Genomic DNA, 20,574 nt, shown 5'->3' with positions numbered 1-20,574 from the left:
AATTTATACCTTCTTTAGTTTTTTTATTTCACTCAAATCTAATATACAGCCAGCCCATGACAAGCCTACGCCAAAACCTAATACCATAACATTGTTACATACTTTTGCCTTGCTTACTGCCATCATGTCCACTAACGCAATTGGTATTGAATTTGAAACTGTATTGCCATAGTTACTAACATCATTCCAATAAGGTTGATCCAACAGTCCACATTTTTCCTGTAAGAACTTCAGTATAAATTTATTCGCCTGATGGAACACATAGTAATCTATATCTTCTTTACTCATTTTACACTTATTTAAAATTGCTACTAACATATCCGGTACTACTTCTAATGCAAAATTACTAATAGCAGCACCATTCATATAAAGATTGGCATTCGTTCTGACATTTCCATATTTATCTTGTTCTTCTTTAATCAAGCTTTCATCGTAATGTACTTTTTGTGCTCCCATTGGTACAATCAAATTCTTGTATCCACTGCCATCTGTCCCAAATGTAATTCCTTTTATTCCTTTACTTTCTGATTCTTTTCCTGTAATCAAGGTTGCTGTAGCTGCATCACCAAATAAAGGACGAACCGTATTATCTTGACGATTGATATATTTACTATATGTTTCCGCTGTAAGAAGTAAAACATTTCGTGCTTGCCCTGTTTCGATCAAGCCTTGCGCCATAGAAATTCCATAAATATAACCCGAACAGCCTAAATTAAAATCAAAAGCACCAATTGTTTTGGGTAAGCCAAGTTTGTCCTGTAAAATGCAGGCAGTCGTTGGTAATACATAATCTGGAGATTGCGTACAAAGCAAAAGAAAATCTATAGATTCTTTCTCTATCATATTATTAGAGAATAATTTTTCTGCAGCCTTAAGTGCCAAATCAGAAGCACATTCATTTTCAGTTGCTATATGTCTGTGGTAAATTCCCGTTTTCTTCGTTAATCGATTCAATTCGTTATCTTCTGTTTTTTCTGGTAAATAATATGCAAGAGCACTTATATATGCTTGTAAACTCATTTTCAACCACCCTATTCACGCTAAATATCCACCATCTACAACAATATCTGTTCCTGTAATCCACCTAGCTCGGTCACTTAATAAAAATAAAACAATACCAGAAACATCATCAACAGAGCCTTCACCAAGCAAATTATTTTCAAAGAATTTTTCTAAATCAGCTAGCTGTGCTGCTTGATCCGTCATATTTGTTTTTACCCAGCCAGGAGTTATTGTGTTAATTCGATGATGTTTCCCAGCGATTTCTTTTGCTATTGATTTAGCACCTATTTGTAAAGCAGCTTTTGCTCCCGCATAGGCAAACATTCCCTTTTCAGCACTATGAGCACAAATCGAAGAAAATAGAATATTGGACATTCCCTGTTTGCCATACTTATTTTTTGTACATATCTGAATTAAATTTGCACCTGCCCAAAAGCTAATATCCATAATCTCATGTGCCACTTTTTCATTATACATCTTTATAGGTGTAATATCACTGATTCCCGCTGCATGAACAACACCATTGAGTTTCCCATTTTCATTCACAAACTTACAAACAGCAATTTCTAAAGCTTCTTTATCCGTTACATCACACGCGGCATATTTTATTTGCATTGGATATAATGTACTCAGTTCTCGCAATTTATTTTCACCACGAGCAAGCCCCAATATCAGTGCTCCTGCCTCAGCAAGTTCCATAGCAATTTGTCGTCCCATCCCCGAAGAGGCCCCTGTAATAACAAACCTTTTACCTGAAAAATCATATATTACTTCTTTCATCTCGCGATCGTCCTTACTATATTTTTTTTCAATAAATCATAACCGTTGTTACAACTAATAGTCCCATGCTAAATCCACAATCAATCATAACCTTGTCCAATTCAAATTTTTATCACAAGATTTTTTGGCATATAATAATTGAATATACACTGGTCGTGTAGTAATATAAATATATTTTGTATCAGAATTTATTGTTATCCCTTTACTAACTCAAATAAATCACCTATTGTCTGTGCAGCTTTAACCTTCTCTGCTACCAAAACTTTACCCGCACTCACATTTGCCATTGCCAAAAAACTAACATAACTTAAAGAGTCCCATTCTTCAATATCCGTTAATATGGATTCCATGGTTATTTTATTTTCAGAATCCAATATATCATTCATTTTTTCTAAAAATTGTTCTTTTGTCATAAGTATATCCTCCAAATTTTAAATAAAGTTAGCTAGCTCTTCTTTTTTTTTAATCCAATCTTTTTTGTTCAATTCTAAAAGCACTACTTTTTCCCTTTGTCCATTTTTTATATAATAATCAACTTTATCGGCAACTATTTTGTATCCAATAAATTCATCTATTTTTAACGCTCTTTTATTATTTTGAAAAACAACCGTTTCAAGTGTACTCATCTGTAACTGCTCAAATGCATACTCCACACTCATGTACATCAAATATAAACCAGTATCAATAGGGGATACATTTAACTTGCCCAAATATGCACCAGGAGAACATTTTTTAGCATTAACATCATAATCTGTATAACCAATATAACCTATTGATTCTTTTTTATATTCAAATACAAAATTTCTTATAGGATTATATTGTTTAATTCGCTGAAACCAATTTTGGTGTTCTTCCCAGGTAATACGATGATCTGTTAACATTAGTGAATGTATTCTATCAGAATTCCGCCATTCCAATACCATTTTTAAATCTTCTTTAGCTAGTGGACGCATTGAATAAACACTCAATGTTTTCATATATTACTCTCTCTCCAAATTTCTATAATAAATTCACATCAAAGTTCGCCTTATTGTAAAAATTTTTTTTCATTCTATTAATCATAACGTCATAAATAGTTTTATCATTAAATAACTTACAGACTATATTATAAAGTCTTTGTACTGTTATTTGATTTGAGAAACCAGCATAATAAATAACTTCTTTTTCTCCACAAAACCGGCTCCCAGTAATCTGATTTTCTGCAATAGCAATCACAATAGTTGGTAAGCCCAAAAAGCATCTCTCCCAAGTCGTAGTCCCACCTGCCCCTATTGCCAAATCTGCTTCATTCATAAACTCTGCTATATTATCGACCTGACAAAAGTACTGTATGCCATTATATTGAGAGCAAAAAACTTCTACTTGTCCTTTGTGAGGATTACTCTTTCCTACAATAACATTGATTTGAATACCGGAAAGCTTAAACATAGTAAGAGCTTTCAATGCCTTCATAGTTTCATTCGTTAAGTCACTTCCACCAAAAAAGACTAATATATTTTTTATATTTCCGTCCCGAACCCGCATCTTCTTCCTTGCTTCATAAAATTCTTCTCTAAGAAGTGCATACTGTGGTCCTAATAACATTTTGCATGCACTTGAAACAAGTCCATTATATCGTGTTTTCATGTCACTATAATAATTTTGATCAAGCAAAATATTACAATCATGCTTCCGATTTGCTAAATCATCAATAACCATAATTTTCTTCACATAAGGGCGCACAACTTTTTCCCAGATTTCATCAATCGCATAGCTGTCAACAATAAGATATGCAACGTCCAATTGCTGCAAAACTTCTTGTGTTTGCTCTGCATCAAATGGTTGTTTTACCGTCAGCCATTTTTCATAATCTTCTAGTTCAATATTAACTTCTGCTTTTGGTAATACATACAACTCATAACCTTGCTGCATAATCAGACAATTCAGGTTTCCCTCTAACTCACGAGAAATGAACACGATATCTTCTTCTTTTTCTTTTTTTAATTGTCCCGCCAACGTAAGGCAACGCATTAAATGACCACTACCAATCTGCGTTGATGAATCCACACGAAAAACTATCATTTGCAAATCACCTATTTTTCATTACCTGATATTTCAACTCAGCAATTTTCCAATCATCAAGGGTATCGATGTCCTGCACATCCACTTCATCAAGAATATATGGTATCGTCTTTTGTAAAAAGGCATTTTTAGTTTCTAAAAATACATTTATTTTCCAAAAATAATATTGCCCTGCATCATGATAAAAAAGTTCTAAATCTTGCGATCTAGAACGCATATATTCTGGCCATTTATAACTTAATTTTCCATTGTTCATAATAAAACATCGCTGCGGCGGATAAGAAAATCTCACAACCGGAATTAACGCATCTGCTTTTTTTTCTTGAACTTCCATAAAAGAATCTTTTAATTTTTTTGCCGTTACAAATGGTGCTGTTGGATAGATACAACACATCCAATCAAACGCTTTTCCTATATTCTTATAATCGCAAAGCACTTCCTTTAAAACATCCGCCGTTGTTGCATAATCATCTGATGCTTGTTCACTACGAAAAAACGGCACGATTGCCCCATACTTTTTCGCAACTTCTGCAATTTCTTGATCATCTGTAGACACCATTACTTCATCAAAAATCATACTTTCAAGTGCTGCCTGTATCGAATACGCAAGAATCGGCTTGCCACAAAATTCTTTTATATTTTTGTGAGGAATACGCTTACTACCACCGCGTGCTGTTATAATTGCTATACTGCGCATTGCAAAACCTTCTGTAATGCCTCTACAATTTGCCCCTGCTGTTCATCCGTCAAACTATAATAAAGCGGCAACGTAAAAACTTCTTCATAATACTGCTCACTAACAGGAAAATCACCACTTTTAAAACCAAGCTGCTGATAATACGGCTGCATATGTACCGGAATATAATGTACATTTAAAACAATACCTTTTTCTTTCATTTGCACAAAAAATTCTTTTTTAGACAATTTTATTTTACCAAAATCTAACCGTACTACATAAAGATGCCACGACGAATTTGTTCCAGCAGCTTGATATGGCAACGTTAATGGTAAGTTTTGCAACAACTCATTATATCGCTTAGCCAAGTATCTGCGCCTAGCAACAAATTCATCCAAACGATCCATCTGACTGTATCCTAATGCTGCCTGCATATCAGTCATTCGATAATTGAAGCCTAAGTCTATTTGCTGGTAATACCAAGGACCATCTGATTTGCCTTGTAAGAGTGCTTCATCTCGCGTAATACCATGACTGCGAAATAACAGCAATTTCTGATATAATTCTTTATTATTCGTCAAAACCATCCCGCCTTCACCCGTTGTAATGATTTTTACAGGATGAAAACTAAAAATAGTCATATCTGAATATTTACATGAACCTATTTTACTATCTTTATAGTTGCCCCCAATGCAATGTGAAGCATCTTCCAACACGATAAAGCTATATTGTTGGGCCAGCTCATATATACGTTCCATATCACAAGATTGCCCCGAAAAATGAACCGGCACAACTATTTTTGGTTTTTTTTCTGTATTTTTAAGTTTCAATTCCAGTTCAGCAACACTTATATTATATGTTGCTGAATCAATATCAACAAAATCAACTTCTGCACCACAATAGCGAGCACAATTTGCTGAAGCTACAAAGGTATTCGGCGAAGTCCAAAGGATGTCATCCTTACCAACACCCGCTGCCAAGCAAGCAATATGCAATGCCGATGTAGCATTAGTTACAGCTACAGCATATTGAGCACCACAATATTTTGCTACACGTTTCTCAAACTTTTCAATCATTGGACCTTGTGTCAAAAAATCAGATTTCAATACATCTATAACCTGATTTATATCTGTTTGATTTATATCTTGTTTTCCATAAAATATCATAATTAATTCATCTCTTTCAATTCATCTACAGTTAAAAAATGAGGATTAGTACCAGAATTATATTCAAATCCATCTTTTACTGGCAAGCCTTTTTCACCCAATTGATTGTGAGTATAATCCATCCCTAAATTCGTAGAAGGCATTATAACATAATGATCTCCAAATTCTAACGTTTCATAATAGATATCGGATGGACACATAATTTCATGCAATTTTTCTCCAGGGCGAATTCCGATAATTTTTATTGGCATTTCCGGCGCAATTGCTTTTGCAAGATCCATTATACGCATAGAAGGAATTTTGGGGATAAATATTTCTCCGCCCTGCATGCGCTCAAAATTTTTCAAGACAAAGTCCACACCATCTTCTAATTTAAGCCAAAATCGCGTCATTCTCGCATCTGTTACTGGAAGTTCTTTAATTCCATCTTTTAATAACTTTTGAAAAAATGGAACCACCGATCCACGTGACCCCACAACATTCCCATACCGAACTACAGAAAATCTTGTGGGACGATTCCCCACCAAATTATTTGCTGCCGTAAATAATTTATCAGAAGCTAACTTTGTCGCCCCATAGAGATTAATCGGATTAGCTGCTTTATCGGTAGATAAAGCAATAACCTTCTGCACACCACAAGCAATTGATGCATTAATCACATTCTGTGCACCATAAATATTGGTTTTAATACATTCCATAGGATTATACTCTGCCGCTGGAACTTGTTTTAACGCTGCTGCGTGAACAACATAGTCTACTTGGTACATGGCTTGCTTCAGCCTTGCTTCGTCACGAACATCACCAATAAAATAACGCATACAATGTTGATTGTATGTCTGACTCATCTCAAATTGTTTCAATTCATCACGTGAAAAAACTATAACCTTTTTCGGATTATACTTTTCCAGTAAAATTTTAATAAACTTTTTGCCAAACGAACCAGTCCCGCCTGTAACTAAAATCGACTTATCATTAAACATTGAACCCACTCCAAACGATTTAATTTTATTTTGCTTTTACTTCTTAAAAACATGATTCATTTAAAACCACATCATAATCATATCATAATTTCTTTTAACTACCAAACAAACTTATCCAAAACCAGTAGCGATAAATAATATCATATTATTCATAAATCCACCATTTCTCTATTCCTTATAATTTCTTTAATTCTTTCCTCAATATCGGTAGATGTCAAACTAGTTGTCGCATTAAATACCTATTTTATAAAGTTCTTTTTCCTGCTTTTCTGGATTTAGCCACACTTCATTTGAAATCAACCAATCCCTTGTCTGCCGTGCCAAACGTTCTGGATTTTTTGCTTTAGCAGCTTCATAAACCTGATTCCGCTTTTCCAAAACGGCTTCGCCTTGACCGCTATGACGCTGATGTGGCGTAAGAAATTTAATTCTACTATGATTATGCTTATTGTTATACCAGTCGACAAAATCTTTCACCCAGCCTCTTGAACTATCAAGCGTTGTAAAGCCTTTTACAGGATAATCTGGACAGTATTTGCACGTTCGGAACATTGCCTCAGTAGAGGGTTTGTCATTACTGTCTCTTGGACGACTTCGGGATGGCGTAATTCTCAATTGGTATAAGGTTTCTAGCATGGAAGCACCTTTCATCGGGCTGCCGTTATCCGAGTGTAAAACAAAAGGGATTTTTCTTTCTCTCATAATATTTTGTGCCATTGTCGCTCGCTGGATAAGCTGACCTGTATGTTCGACTGACTCTTCATTCCATACTTCCCAGCAGACAATTTCTCGGCTGAAAATATCTAAAATCAGATACAGGTAAAAATAAGTACCTTTCGCTGGTTCAAGCAAGTAGGGGTGAGTAGACCGAGGGAGTTCCCCCCTCAGCCCCTCGCAGAAACGGACGTAAACCTCTCAGCTCATCCGACTCCCATTATCCAGCCTTGGAAACATATCCCAATTTCCAGTGTATAAAAGATTTTGTATTTGAATTTTCCAGTTTTGCTAATTTTTGCCTTGCCTTTGTTTTATGCCGTGCAAGATGCTTATATTTCCGTCTCATCCATCGAACTAAATAGTCATTCATGTGATTCCATATCACGGACATTTCGGATGGGTAGAATCGACCATAATAGTTATTCCATCCTTTTAATACAGCATCAAACATAAAAGAAAGGTCTTCCAGTTCTTTATCGTATTTCAGTTGCACATGCCAGCGTCTTAAGTTTGTCTCATGTTTCGAAGTGCATCCCGGCTAACTACCGGCAAGAAATTTACGTATAATCTTCCATATTTATCTTTTGCCCTACGAGGTCTAAATTTATATCCCAAAAAAGTAAATTGTATATAGGGATAATCTTCTTGCCGATTCACACCCTTGCAATATACTATTTTCGTCTTTTCAGGATGCAATTCAAGCCCACATTCATGAAAGCATTCACCTATCTTATGCAATATATATTCAACCTGTTTATGGCTTTTACAGTGAATTACACCATCATCTGCATAACGACAGAATGAATATTTCGGTGTTTGAAAAACACTCTTCCGGCGGTGGAAATCTTTATTCCGGCGATTGGAAACCGTCAGAACAGATTTAAAGATTCTGCTTAAGTCCGTATTCGTGACGCATATTTATACCATCACTATGAATTTCAATCGTGTATGAGTCGTGAACAATGCGGTCAAGAATGGCATCCGCCAAGGTAGGCTCGCCAATCTTTGTATGCCAGCCAGCTGGAGCAAATTGGGAACAGAAAATGGTTGAAGCATGCTTATGACGGGCGTGGATAATCTCCAATAAGTCCCGAGCCTGAACTTCCGTCAGTTTGATCAGCAGCCATTCATCTAGGATGAGCAGCTTATATTTTGCGTATTGCTTGACGATTTTAGTAAAATTTCCTTCGGTTCGTGCCATTTCCATCTCAATGAAAAGTTCTGGGAGCCGGAGATACTTCACAGTGTAGAAGTTTTTGCAGGATTCAACACCAAACGCACATGCGAGATAGGATTTTCCAGAACCGGTAGCGCCTAAAAGAATGAGGTTGTAGGCATCCGGAATATAGCGGCAGCTTGCCAGATCTAATATCTGATTACGGTTGAGTTTACGTGTTGGAGCATAGTTGATATCTGCGATGCTGGCCTGTGTCTGATCAAAATCTGCGTGCTTGATTAGGCGTTTTAAATGGTTGTTCTTACGACTGGTGTATTCTCGGTCAACGATGAGCCCAATCCGTTCTATAAAGGAAAGTTGCTCCATGGAGCTATCCGCTAGCTGCTGGCGTAAGGCATCAGCCATTGTAGTCAAACGCATTTCGATGAGTTTCTCAAGTGTTGCTTCATTTGTCATGATGTTCCAGCCTCCTGTAATACTCAGCGCCACGGACATAGCCATAAGCTGGTTCTTCTTTTACAGGTTCTGGTTCATCTTTTTGGTTTTCCAAAATTGTTTTTATGCTCTTGAAACTAGTATTGGGTGAATAATTCAATGCTTTCTGACAAGCGGTTTCCAGCTGTTTATTGGAGTATTTCTTTGATAACTGCAGGAGTCCCATGCAACTACGATAAGCTTGCTGCTCAACTTTTCGAGAAGACAAAATAGATTTTACGGCAGCAACGGTATTTATGCCTATTTTTTCAGCCCAAAGAGTAAATCTTTTTGCATCCCATTGCAGATATTGTTTATGATCTTCCGGCATATGTTCTGGAAGTGTGTTGTAATGGTTTTGATTGCCAGCAATACGCGGATGAGAAGCAATCCGATGATTCTTGTAAAAGATTTCAACGATGTTCTTCGTCATTCGTACATCGACAGAGCAATGGATGTATTCGTATGGGCATGAGTAGTAATTTCTATCCACAGAAATGTGATAGTTGAAGCTAACCGTAGCCTTTTTCCATTGTGAAATCTCATACTGCGTCGGGGGCAGTGGTGTAAGAAAAGGTTGTTCTTCTTTGAAAAGGCTGCTCCGACAGCCAGACTTTTTTTGGAAAGGTTTGTCGTTGTAATTACGTAGTTTGCATTCAATCGCACGATTCAGCTCCACGATGGTAAAAAATTTCATATTGCGTAGAGCCGCAATGATCCAGAGACCCGCAAGTTTGACAGCGCCTTCAACATTTGGTTTATCCTTGGGCTTACGTATGCGAGCGGGTATAATAGCTGGATTATAATGCTCTGCCATCTCATGATACGCTTTGTTGATGACTGGATCTTCATAGCCCTTGGCAGCCTTATTGATGCCTGCACGCAAATTATCTGGGATGGTGATTCTGGGAACACCACCAAAGAATGCATACATGTGGTTATGTGCAGCAATCCAGGTCTCAAGGTTTTGGTTCAGACAAGCCTCGATATATGCGTATTGGCTGTAAGATAAGGCACCAATAAAAATATATGCCTTGATGATTTCGCCAGTATCTCGATCAATGATTTGCGCTGGTTGTCCAGCCCAGTCAACTTCAATAGAGTCGCCGGGCTTCCTTGGAATATGCATACCAGCATTTTTGCTCAGCGCAAATTTTTGATAATGGTAGCAAAATTGTGTGTACATGAAAGGACTTTGATGAAGAAGATGACATTCTTCACAGTACTCATTCCAGAGAAGTTTTAAGGATACGCCATTGCGTGCCAATTCTTTATGGATATATTCCATGTCCGGATATCTCCGGTTGGAATCGACTGGAGACCGCGGAAAGAATAGCTCCTCAAGTCTTTCGTCCGTCATGTCTTGAAACAACGGCCATACAAGAACAAGTTCTTTAGCACGTTTTAAAACTTTGGAGATGGTTTTCGTAGAACACTGACAGCTGCCAGCGATATCTCGCTGGCTAATGCCTAAACTGTGGAGCCCAATGATTTCCCGATACTTGGTCATAATCTGATCCTCCCTTAATAAAATCACACAATTATGTATGTGCGTGTATATTATTAAGGGCGTTAAAGTTGATTTCCTGCTCCGGATTCACGGTTTCCAAAATCCGGACTATTGGTTTCCTAAAAACGTGCTGATGATTTCCCAGTGGCGGAACGATGACGTTTTGGCGGTGTATTATTCACAGAAGCGCACACTTTTAAGATTTCGGGTTACCCATTCGTCAAATGCATAATGCAAAAACAGATTAGCCAGTATAGGACTCACTACTCCGCCTTATCCAAAGTAAACTCGCAAACAGTGTGATAATTACGGATAAATTCCCTATTTACTCTGGATAATACCGCAGACCAAAATATGTAGGGAGATCAAAACAACGATCTCCCTACATATTGGGGAGGAATACTAATGAATAATCTGCCGTTACAAGATCTAATCGCTCGTCTCGAAACTGAATTGTACCGTCTGCATTACAATGAGCAATCAGTCAAGTATTACCGAAGAATGTGGAAACGCATCGCAACATTTTTCACAAACGAAGAAGTGGATCACTTTGAAGAAGACATAGGCATGCGATTTCTGGAAAAAGAATATAATTTTCTTAAATTAGAAAAATCCGGCAAGTTAACACAATCGATCATTAACGTATTTCGAGATCCGTATGCTTGGCGACTTCCAGCAACATGATAGCATTTTACGGCGGTACTACAAACAGAAAGAACTCCTGCCAAATAATGAATTCAAGGACTTACAGCAGCAGTATGTAAGCATTGCCAACAAAAAGAATACTCCAAAGTGACAAATGACCACTACAGGAAAATCAACGAACAATTTCTAAGCTTCCTGGAATCGCATGAAATTAGGCATGTTGCAGATATGAGCCCCAAACATTTAGCCGACTACATCAATACTTTGCTAGGATATAGTTACAAAACGATTGAGCTGAATCTCTGTGCGCTGCGTTCATTTTTACGGTTTCTTCACAACAACTCCCTTTATTTGCAACATTTATCGTGAACCGTTCCATCCGTCAATACCAGAAAACAAAACAGAATCCCTTCCGTTTGGACGCCGGAACATGTCACTCGGTTGCTCGAAATCATTGACAGAGGCAATCCCGCCGGAAAAAGAGACTCCGTCATGCTTCTTCTGGTCACTCGCCTAGGTCTCCGATCAATGGATATCAAGCATCTGAAACGGGACAACTTGAAGTGGCAGGAGAATCGCATCGTATTATGCAGTCGAAAACATCTAAAGAAATCAATTTGCCTCTTTTGCCGGATGTTGGTTGGACGATCATTGACTATCTGAAGAATGGACGTCCCAAAGTTCAGTCACCTTTCGTATTTTTGCGCCATCTGGCGCCGCTGGAACCATTTTCGGATGAAGAGCATTTGTATCAAGTTGTCGTCAAATATATGAGATTAACCAAAATCCCAATAACTCCCTCGAAGAAAAAAGACATGCCTTCTTTGCGGCATACACTGGTGAATATTACGAACTATATGGAGGTTCTTCCGCAACTAGCCGTAATTGTTCATCAGCGATTGATGAATAAGCTTTGCTTTCAACAAACGAGTTCCGCATCGTCCATACATAACCCGTTTGACCATCTTAATCTTGTTATTGGTACCTTGACAAATCCGTTGCTTAAATCACTGGTTACAGCCTTTTCCACCGTTTCAATATCTTGCTGCAACCCTTTTGCAAAAGCAACAAGCTTAGGCATGGACGAAACAAGGCAATTATCTATGAACAGATATAGAAGAGATGGATTCTTACGAATAAATATCTCACGGAATTCCAAATACGCTTCCTCAACTCTGGCACAACCGGATATTTTTCAAAAAGATATTTACGGCGGTTTTCTGTTAATTCGCTTTCATTCCATAAGTACTGAAATACACCCGTTCGTTTAAGATAATCAAAATCATTTTCTGGGACGGTATTATCAGGAAGCAGCACTGGCTGATGTCTGAACTTTTTCAATGTGAGACCAAGATTTTTTGCTATATGCTTTAAATACACATAGAAATTTGATATACCTCCCGGATCTTTACCATCTGATTTCAACTCTTGATATATGGCTTTTCCAGTATGTCCGGCATTGATGCCCTTTATTATTTCTGCCAGATGCTTATCAAACATTAAAGCACGACTATTACGGCATAACTCATTTATGTCACCATGGAGAACTTTGCTGATAGTGTTTCTTGAAACCTGCAATAGTTTGGCTATTTTTCTTGAGGAATATCCAGCATCATACAATTGCCGGATTTCCTCGTAAACTTTACGGCGCAATAACTCGTTTTTTGAATATATGCTATCCGAATCTGGTACAATATCCTCATTTTTTTTCGAGTCAAAAGCTATAGGATATCGATCCACCTCATGAACTTGTTGTTGCTGCATCTGACAAAGTATATTGGGAATTTTCATATGCACCGGCAAGTTTTCGGCTAAAACATCTTTGACCCACGACATAAGATTTTGATGCAAATGGAATCGATCAGCTATCTGCCTCGCATCGGGTAACTCTTCTGCTATCGCTTTTGCATATGCACTGGCTCTGTCACGGGTAACGATCCTAACTTGCTTGTTAACAATAACGGTACAGTGGCTCTGCCCTTTCTTGTAGGCAAAATCATCAACACCAAACAAGCACCGGCAATGGGGATCGGACTATGTTTAGCATAGTCATAAGCATACGAATGCTACTGTCTCCACTGGTACGAATACCAAGATATTGGCATGTTTTAGCACAACTTTCACAGCTGGTTTTAAGAGCGAGCAAACAAATAAAATCTCAGCAGCGTTCCGTCATCCGTTTCTTAAAGTGCAGGAAGTTATGAAAAGTTTCTACCATAGAATGAACCTTACAAACTGGGTTTTCACAAGTGTGCTGATATGCATTGAGATACAACCAAACAGTTTTCTGAAATAACGGCAAGTTCTGAACACGACGATGGTAAGTTCCGTGATGGACATGTGATACTGAATTACAGCATGGACAGATAAATTCAGTCGACTTAGACTGCATATAAAGGATGACACTGTCCACTTTTTCTTCTACCGCAAGAATCACTAAATCATCTGGATAAAACTTCGCTAAATCTATTGAAGATGTCGCTTCCATGATGCATTCCTCCTCGATGATACAATGACTTTCTATTTTTAGAATAGCACAATTTTAAGACTGTAGTATAGATATTTTAGCATTTAAGGTATTTTGCGGAAGAACTGTGCGAGGACATACAGGATATGGAACTCGTTGACGCACTTAGAAGTTTGATGAAATTATTTATTGAGAATGCCAATGGTTTTGCCGCCGAAAACACGGAAACCATAAAAAGTAAATTAAAGGATTGGGTTACCTCCCAGACCAGATTTGTTCAGGCTTTATTTGCTAATTTTTGCTGGGAAAGTTGAGTTATTAAAGTTGCGCATTTTTGTATGAAGATAATCTTTTAATTTGTTTTAATCAGTATAGTAGCTCACTTGTACTAGCTACCTGTGCTATTTACAAACGTGCCTTGATAAACAAAACCATGTTATGTAAGTCTCTTATATACACTATTGCTACCAATAAGAATACGCCACATACAATACTGCATTCCATCCAATAGTCATTGACAAACCAGCAGTTAGATATAGCTAACAATAGAATCATCAACGTACCAAAAACAGTCTTTTTTAAACTCTGAATGCTTCGATAATATCTCTGACCTAAATATAGGCCAAGAATAAATCGTACAACTGCAGCAAAAGCCGAAGCAATAACAGCTCCCCAAATACCCATTGTTGGAAGAAGCAGCCATGCACCACTAATGTTTATAACTACAGCAATAATAAATTTCAACAAGCTGAGATGATTTTTTTTCACAATGGCAATACCATAATTCGTGGTCTGATCAAGAAGCATAAGCAGAGGATCTACCAATACCAACGTAAAAAAAACTCTGCTGGCATGGTATTCACCGCCAATGAGCAGATAAACACCATGTTGGAATAATATAAATCCCCCCAATAATAGAATGATAAAAAGCATCACATAAGCATGGACGCTAATTATAGTTGCTTGTTCGTCTTTATAGTGAGCATACATAAAGGAAGCCCAGTATGTACGGAAACCACTTTGGATAACCGCAAAAGTAGAAACAAAGAAACCGGCCGAAGCATAAATTCCCAGCGCATAACTGTCCAGCTGTGTAGTAATAACGAAAGGAATCAAGAACGCACTAAGATATACAAGTGTTGATTCTGGCCAAGAAAACACTGCAAATTTAATGACTTTCCCAAAGTCATTAAATGACCAAATTATTTTCCTTGGCAATATGGTTTTTCTCTGAAGAAAAAAATACATAATCATTAAAATAAAAAGACCAATCGTATTCATAGTTAGTACTACATCCACTGTAGGTGAAATTAAAGCAGCACTAACAACGAATAATCTTGAAAATATTTGTATAAGAACACTTTGGATAGTGAAATTCCTAGCATCGTTAGCCATACGATAACAAGAAGAAAAGAATTGCAATACCATTAAAGACAGCACATTTATAGATAAAAGTACAGTTAAGTAAAAACTAACCCGATGAAATAAACTATTTGAAATGTCCACATAAAATAAGAACAACCCAAAAACAGTTAACCCCATGAAAAAAACAATAGCAATGATCAAACATTTTCCTAAAAGCTGCCTCACATCCCAGCCTAATGGCGGATCATTATAAAAACGAATAAAGGCTCCATCTAGCCCAAGACAAGATATTCCTAAAAACACATTTGAAGCACTATTGAAAAGATTCAGCACACCATATATATCTGGGGAAAACATTCGCGTTGTTATCATCACAGAAGCAATCCCCACAACAAAATTAATCCAAGAAGAAACTGAAAATTTAGCTACTGATTTGATAAATGCGCTTGCAGATATGCTCTTATTGTTATAACCCATAACATAAATTCCCTTTCACAATAATTACATGAACGTCTTTAAATACTTCTTATAATGCGCGCCTACATCTCCTCCACCATAAACAAATTCAACCATAGACTCTATATGTTTATGGATTTTTTCGGGCTGGGAATCAAGCATTTTTATCAACACTAGCACCTCACTACTGTCCATAAAACCTCCCCATGCAAACTTAGTAAATGTATCAAAATGCTTGATATATCGAAAACTCGGTTGACGCATATAAAGCATCTCAAGATAGGTGGTTGATATTCCATCTGTAATACTGAAATCTACTTTATCAACTAATTTTATCAATGGATAAGTATTCCAATATTGATCATGTAAAAATTCTTGTTTGATACTCTTACCATACAATAGATCAGTTTCAGCCTTATCTTCACCTGGATGATATTTTATGATATATTTCATTTTCATCTTCAAGCAAATTTCATTGGCAATTTCTATCATCTCACGATTATTAGCGATAAAATCATAGCCAGTTCCAGCTTCAAGGCTACGCGACAATAATAAGCAAAATATTTTTTTTGGGCAAGTTTGGTAACGTTTGTTCATATCTATAAATTGGGGATTACCAAGACAGACAATTCTATTCAACTCTATACCGCTGACCACAGCACCTTGTTTGCTATACTCACCATAACACAGAAATTTATCACTAACCATACCTTCTAAGCCCAAATTAATATCACGAAATGAATCAGCCTTTGGAATAGTCATAGAATACCATCCGTGTTGCAGCGTAGCCGTCATGATTCTGTATTTTTTAAAAAGCTGCGTTGCCATATTATCAGCCATATGAGCATCACACAGCGTAACCAGTAAGTTGTATTGACCATTGAAATCTATTTTATATAATTCTCTAGCCCAACGTTTTCCCCAGACCAAATTCCCTATATAATAAAGTCTATCCTTTAGCGATAACTTAATATACCTGATCTGCCAAAACCAAATCATCACATAAAATAAAAGAAGAAAACTGCTCCAAGAAAAATCTATACGGCGTCCACAGTGATGTGCCTCTAATACATCACGAACTGGCAACAAATTAGCCGTCTTAAAAAACATTACTCTATGATCCTCCCGAATAATATAGCTGTGTGAAAATAGAAATAAAATCTTTGATGCATTATCATGCTCATAACTGTAATAATAATCTTGAGAAAAAATTTCACCAATAAGTGATTTTAAAACAGATAAAATTCCTGAATAGCCCGCTGGAAAATCACGCATTCTCACGCCAATCGGCACATTCATAGCCATACCCATTTTGAAGTCATGTAGTCCAATAAAATTCACCTTATCAAACTGCCCCTTCAATCCACGAAAATCGTTCAACAACATCTAATTATGCAATCCTTTCTATTTCATCAATGGAATTTTCAAAGTGACCTTCTTTAAGTAGCTTCATCTATACACACAAATATTTTTAGACATTTTGCAAGATAAATGCAAGCACAAGCCCAAAAATTTCTAATATTTCTGAACTCCATACACATTTTTTCTTTTGAATATTTTATCACTCTATAATTATAGAAGACAACCTAATTTCTAACGTTCTTCTTCAGCTGAGCATTCCGCACTTAAGGAGCCAAAAAATATTCTAGAGAGAGCCACTCAATCTGCTATACATATCCACCTGAATTAAAAGATCAAATCATCAGATTTTAACGGATCATGTATCTGTATCGTGTACATCTAAATCCTTGCTTTGCTGTTGGTAGGCTACTGCATGTAGACAGCATGTCAAGAGTGCTTCGCAACACTGGCGCGTGTCAGGCTCTTGAAACACTAGCCTACATGCAGTCTATACTGAGAAAGCAACGCAAGGATTTCTTAGGGAATGTCCATCTTGATAAGACGGCTCTGACTAGCATATTGCTTATTTTAACTATGCTCTTTCAGCGCGGAATATTCATCAGCTTTGCTCATTGCTGAAAATTAGAGATGTCACAACAAAACATCCAATCCATGATGTAATAATCATTGTATCGAGCAAACATAACGGGCACCTCCCCAATTTCAAAAGGATCTATATAGTTAAATATCCTCACTATCTAAAAAAACGATAACTTAAAAAAATATATTTAAAACTTTTTTTCCCCTACTCAATTGTTTTAATATTAACTAGTGTAGCTGCACATTAATATTTAAAATTATGTACTGCTAGTGTGAAAATTCGATTTAGATTTATTTAAAAGTCAATATAGCAATACACTAATATAGTCATGCTTACTTATATAACCCTTTTTTTTGCATTTCTGCGATGGATACCTCATATTTATCTTCTTCGATTTCTTGGCTTTCAACCCAGTCAACAAATCCACCTATTCCTTCTGCGAAATTAACCTTTGGCTCAAACCCAAGTTTATTTTTTATCAGACTGAGATCCGCATAATTATCTCGTATATCACCTAAGCGATAATTTCCTGAAATATGCAGCTTTACATGCTTGCCAATTTTCTCAATCAAAGTATTTGCTACAGTCAAGACATCAGTTGCTTCACCAGTTCCTACATTAAAGCACAAAAAGTTCGCTTCATCCTTTTCAATACCCAATATTGTTGCATCGACCACATCATCAATAAAAACAAAATCTCGACTTTCTTTCCCATCTTCAAATATATTAATATCATTTTCATTTTTAATCCGTGTTGAAAAAATAGATAAAATACCAGTATAAGGATTTTTAAGTGATTGCCCTGGTCCATATACATTCTGGTAGCGGAATACAACAACTGGTATATTTATGGACCTCCCAACAAGCATGCATAATTCTTCCTGAGTCTTTTTAGTCACGCCATACACAGATGTCGGATGAATTTTTGAAGCTTCATCAGTAGCCATCAGTTCCGCATCCTTATTGCATATCGGACATTTTACATTGAAATGTCCAACTTGCATATCTTCATCTAGTCGCGCTGTAGGATAAACATCTCCATGTTCAGAACAATGATATTTCCCTTCACCATAAATTGCGCGTGATGAAGCTATAACTATTTTTTTTACAGAATGTTTTTCATTCGTTAATATATCCAACAATAGCGATGTTCCTGTAATATTAACTTTTGTATATTGTTCTATTTCATACATAGACTGTCCGGTGCCAGTTTCTGCAGCTAAATGAACGATGACATCAATGTCTTTTATCGCATTAATCCATGTCTGTCTATCACAAACTGTTCCTATTACTATTTCTGCAATATCTTTAATCGATCTGTACAATTCGGATTTTTGGTAATCTTCCCCATGTATTTGTGGTGACATATTGTCAAGAATTCGAACTTTATACCCCTTATGAATAAGTTTTCTTGCTAAATTACTGCCAATAAATCCAGAACCACCTGTTATCAATATTCTATTGCCTGTCATTTAAAAACACTCCTCTATTATTTGTTCTTCTCCATTTTTTAACCTCAAAATCATATCGCTTGATAATCCGCGCGGGGCTGCCTGCAAGTACCGAATAGTCCGGAAACTCTCCCATCACAACGGAATTAGCACCCACAATACAATTTTTACCCAATTTTGTTCCCGGCATAACTTTTGTCCCCATACCAACAAAACAATAATCTCCAATGACTGTTTCTTTTACAAGTAATGATTGTTGCATGATATTTCTATTTATTTCTTTATATTCATGATTATTATCAGTAATCATAACATCCGCTGAAAGAACAACATTTGCTCCTATTTCCACTTTTTCAGCACATATCAAATGAAGACGTTGCTCGATTGATGTTCCCTCACCAATTGTTATTTTAGGGTGAAATTTTACATCACCCCATTTTTCAATAGTTTCTATACGGCTATCCTTATATATTCGCACAGTGTCGCAAATATATATATTTTGCGGATTTATTAACCGAAGCGGTTTAAATATAACACAATGCATTCCTACTTTACCAAAGAAATGTTGATACCAAAATATAGTTTTTAGCCGCGCTATCTTTTCGCCAAAATGATTTCCATACTGATAAGCTTTAATCATAAATTTTATCATTTCCACACTCTTTTCCATCCAAGATTGTTTTAAGCCAATTGGACAATGAATATCGCTCAACTGTTTCTGCTGAAATATTTGCATAAGGTTTCTTAAGAAATTCTGGATCTATGACTAAATTTTCTCTATCTATTATTAAAATGTTATCAGATCTATAAAAATCATATTCTACGATATCTCGATTGGTAGTAATGAGCTTAGACCTTCCGGACAATGCCTCTATAGTCCGCATTGTCAAACCATGCTGTGTCGGATGCTGAATATCAATTAAGATTCGGCTCCTTAAGGTTAATTTTGCATTTTCCTTTAAAGGCAGCTTATTATATTTAATATAGTCAGGTTCTTTGCTAAAATCTCCTTTTTTTATTTTTTCTTTTAATGCTTGCCATTTACCAGCATAAAGATGAAAATAAAAACTTATTTTGTTTTTTTTGAGCACAGGAATGATTTTTTCAAGCAATTGCCGTCTATCAGAGTGATCCCAGCCGGAAAAATAAACACCTATATCTTTTTCATCGTCGTGATTCCTAAACTCATCACAGAAAAACAACGGTAAAAATTTCAAGCCATATTGTTCTGCATCTTTTTTATCAAAGCTGTAAATTTCATCATATATATCTTGATTAACAAAAAAATTGGCTATTCGCGCAACATCATCCCACACATACTCTATAAATTTTGCTTTAGGATTAAGTTCCTTTAGTTCTAGTAAAAATTGCTTTGTTAACTTTTCACCTTTTATAACAAATATATAATCATATCCGATTTTTTTCTTTTCCAAGATATCAATAAAGCATTTCTGCATTTTTTCACTTTTTATAGAAATATGATTCGGTTTGAGTTTTTGAATAATTTTATCTAAGATCCCTAACTCAGGATCTTCACAAAAACAGTCCACACTATAACCTAGTTCAGATATCTTATCTTGTATTCTCTTATTATATTCATAAAATTGTATATGAATAAATAATACTCTTTTATCATTTTTTTTCATATAACTAAGCACCTGACTTCTCAATTTATGTTCGTTTAAAATATATATGTATACACGAC

The 20,574-nt window shown here is 36.2% G+C and carries 23 protein-coding genes and 1 pseudogene; 3 read left to right on the top strand and 21 right to left on the bottom strand.

From position 1 onward, the window contains the following. Positions 1-3 precede the first annotated feature (3 nt). The 13 genes and pseudogenes from F606_RS0100740 to istA form a co-directional block, all read right to left on the bottom strand. Positions 4-1,020, bottom strand: a complete 1,017-nt coding sequence (locus tag F606_RS0100740; protein WP_019551940.1) for a 3-oxoacyl-ACP synthase III family protein — start codon at positions 1,018-1,020, stop codon at positions 4-6. A 15-nt stretch (positions 1,021-1,035) separates the two neighbouring features. Next, positions 1,036-1,782, bottom strand: coding sequence for an SDR family NAD(P)-dependent oxidoreductase (locus F606_RS0100735; protein ID WP_019551939.1), 747 nt, complete (start codon positions 1,780-1,782; stop codon positions 1,036-1,038). A 194-nt stretch (positions 1,783-1,976) separates the two neighbouring features. Then, positions 1,977-2,195, bottom strand: coding sequence for a hypothetical protein (locus F606_RS0100730; RefSeq protein ID WP_019551938.1), 219 nt, complete (start codon positions 2,193-2,195; stop codon positions 1,977-1,979). Positions 2,196-2,213: 18 nt separating this feature from the next. Beyond that, a complete protein-coding gene (gene pseH, locus F606_RS0100725; RefSeq protein WP_019551937.1) occupies positions 2,214-2,759 on the bottom strand; it encodes a UDP-4-amino-4,6-dideoxy-N-acetyl-beta-L-altrosamine N-acetyltransferase in 546 nt (181 codons plus the stop codon). A 22-nt stretch (positions 2,760-2,781) separates the two neighbouring features. After that, a complete protein-coding gene (pseG, locus tag F606_RS0100720) occupies positions 2,782-3,843 on the bottom strand; it encodes a UDP-2,4-diacetamido-2,4,6-trideoxy-beta-L-altropyranose hydrolase (RefSeq protein ID WP_019551936.1) in 1,062 nt (353 codons plus the stop codon). A gap of 7 nt (positions 3,844-3,850) precedes the next feature. Beyond that, entirely contained in the window at positions 3,851-4,540 is a 690-nt protein-coding gene (gene pseF, locus F606_RS0100715; protein WP_019551935.1) for a pseudaminic acid cytidylyltransferase, read from the bottom strand. After that, positions 4,528-5,685 (bottom strand): UDP-4-amino-4,6-dideoxy-N-acetyl-beta-L-altrosamine transaminase, encoded by a 1,158-nt coding sequence (gene pseC / locus F606_RS0100710; RefSeq protein WP_019551934.1) that lies wholly within the window; start codon positions 5,683-5,685, stop codon positions 4,528-4,530. Before pseC ends, pseF begins: the two co-directional genes overlap by 13 nt. Before the next feature lie 2 nt (positions 5,686-5,687). After that, entirely contained in the window at positions 5,688-6,665 is a 978-nt protein-coding gene (pseB, locus tag F606_RS0100705; RefSeq protein WP_019551933.1) for a UDP-N-acetylglucosamine 4,6-dehydratase (inverting), read from the bottom strand. Between the two features lie 231 nt (positions 6,666-6,896). Continuing rightward, positions 6,897-7,517, bottom strand: coding sequence for an IS3 family transposase (locus F606_RS20290; RefSeq protein ID WP_019551932.1), 621 nt, complete (start codon positions 7,515-7,517; stop codon positions 6,897-6,899). Between the two features lie 82 nt (positions 7,518-7,599). Then, a pseudogene (locus F606_RS23425) lies at positions 7,600-7,893 on the bottom strand (group II intron maturase-specific domain-containing protein); the annotation flags it as partial. Beyond that, complete coding sequence (locus F606_RS23910) at positions 7,887-8,255, bottom strand: reverse transcriptase domain-containing protein (RefSeq protein ID WP_407635967.1); 369 nt, start codon at positions 8,253-8,255, stop codon at positions 7,887-7,889. The gene F606_RS23910 and the pseudogene F606_RS23425, both read right to left, overlap by 7 nt. A gap of 7 nt (positions 8,256-8,262) precedes the next feature. After that, complete coding sequence (gene istB, locus F606_RS0100690; RefSeq protein ID WP_019551930.1) at positions 8,263-9,015, bottom strand: IS21-like element helper ATPase IstB; 753 nt, start codon at positions 9,013-9,015, stop codon at positions 8,263-8,265. Continuing rightward, positions 9,005-10,543 carry an IS21 family transposase gene (gene istA, locus F606_RS0100685; protein WP_019551929.1) on the bottom strand — a complete coding sequence of 513 codons (1,539 nt, stop codon included), beginning with the start codon at positions 10,541-10,543 and terminating at the stop codon, positions 9,005-9,007. Before istA ends, istB begins: the two co-directional genes overlap by 11 nt. Positions 10,544-10,948: 405 nt before the next feature. Here istA and F606_RS0100680 point away from each other — a divergent pair, with 405 nt between their 5' ends. Both F606_RS0100680 and F606_RS23905 read left to right on the top strand, forming a co-directional pair. Further along, positions 10,949-11,227, top strand: a complete 279-nt coding sequence (locus F606_RS0100680; protein WP_019551928.1) for a hypothetical protein — start codon at positions 10,949-10,951, stop codon at positions 11,225-11,227. Between the two features lie 51 nt (positions 11,228-11,278). Next, positions 11,279-11,557, top strand: a complete 279-nt coding sequence (locus F606_RS23905) for a phage integrase N-terminal SAM-like domain-containing protein (protein ID WP_083923915.1) — start codon at positions 11,279-11,281, stop codon at positions 11,555-11,557. A gap of 550 nt (positions 11,558-12,107) precedes the next feature. Here the strand turns inward: F606_RS23905 and F606_RS23415 are convergent. From F606_RS23415 to F606_RS22095, 3 genes are all read right to left on the bottom strand, one after another. Next, a complete protein-coding gene (locus F606_RS23415) occupies positions 12,108-12,269 on the bottom strand; it encodes a hypothetical protein (protein WP_211210005.1) in 162 nt (53 codons plus the stop codon). 20 nt (positions 12,270-12,289) lie between these two features. Further along, positions 12,290-13,201, bottom strand: coding sequence for a helix-turn-helix domain-containing protein (locus tag F606_RS22100; RefSeq protein ID WP_051083308.1), 912 nt, complete (start codon positions 13,199-13,201; stop codon positions 12,290-12,292). A gap of 145 nt (positions 13,202-13,346) precedes the next feature. Beyond that, the gene (locus F606_RS22095) at positions 13,347-13,676 is read right to left on the bottom strand and encodes a transposase family protein (protein ID WP_051083307.1); all 330 of its coding nucleotides are present in this window, start codon (positions 13,674-13,676) and stop codon (positions 13,347-13,349) included. Between the two features lie 125 nt (positions 13,677-13,801). Here F606_RS22095 and F606_RS23055 point away from each other — a divergent pair, with 125 nt between their 5' ends. Continuing rightward, a complete protein-coding gene (locus tag F606_RS23055) occupies positions 13,802-13,969 on the top strand; it encodes a hypothetical protein (RefSeq protein ID WP_019551927.1) in 168 nt (55 codons plus the stop codon). 91 nt (positions 13,970-14,060) lie between these two features. Here F606_RS23055 and F606_RS0100665 read toward each other — a convergent pair whose 3' ends face one another. From F606_RS0100665 to F606_RS20270, 5 genes are all read right to left on the bottom strand, one after another. After that, a complete protein-coding gene (locus F606_RS0100665) occupies positions 14,061-15,497 on the bottom strand; it encodes a lipopolysaccharide biosynthesis protein (protein ID WP_019551926.1) in 1,437 nt (478 codons plus the stop codon). 24 nt (positions 15,498-15,521) lie between these two features. Continuing rightward, positions 15,522-16,856 (bottom strand): hypothetical protein, encoded by a 1,335-nt coding sequence (locus F606_RS0100660; RefSeq protein ID WP_211210004.1) that lies wholly within the window; start codon positions 16,854-16,856, stop codon positions 15,522-15,524. An 894-nt stretch (positions 16,857-17,750) separates the two neighbouring features. Continuing rightward, entirely contained in the window at positions 17,751-18,890 is a 1,140-nt protein-coding gene (locus tag F606_RS0100655; RefSeq protein WP_019551924.1) for an NAD-dependent epimerase/dehydratase family protein, read from the bottom strand. Next, positions 18,877-19,521 carry an acyltransferase gene (locus tag F606_RS20275; RefSeq protein WP_019551923.1) on the bottom strand — a complete coding sequence of 215 codons (645 nt, stop codon included), beginning with the start codon at positions 19,519-19,521 and terminating at the stop codon, positions 18,877-18,879. Before F606_RS20275 ends, F606_RS0100655 begins: the two co-directional genes overlap by 14 nt. Further along, complete coding sequence (locus F606_RS20270; protein WP_019551922.1) at positions 19,502-20,515, bottom strand: WaaS/CpsH family glycosyltransferase; 1,014 nt, start codon at positions 20,513-20,515, stop codon at positions 19,502-19,504. The genes F606_RS20275 and F606_RS20270 overlap by 20 nt, the downstream gene beginning before the upstream one ends. Positions 20,516-20,574 lie beyond the last annotated feature (59 nt).

The organism is Propionispira raffinosivorans DSM 20765 (assembly GCF_000381065.1).
In the GTDB taxonomy this organism is placed as follows: domain Bacteria; phylum Bacillota; class Negativicutes; order Selenomonadales; family Selenomonadaceae; genus Propionispira; species Propionispira raffinosivorans.
The sequence above is the reverse complement of the archived record's forward strand: the minus strand, read 5'-3'. Positions and strand labels throughout refer to the sequence as shown.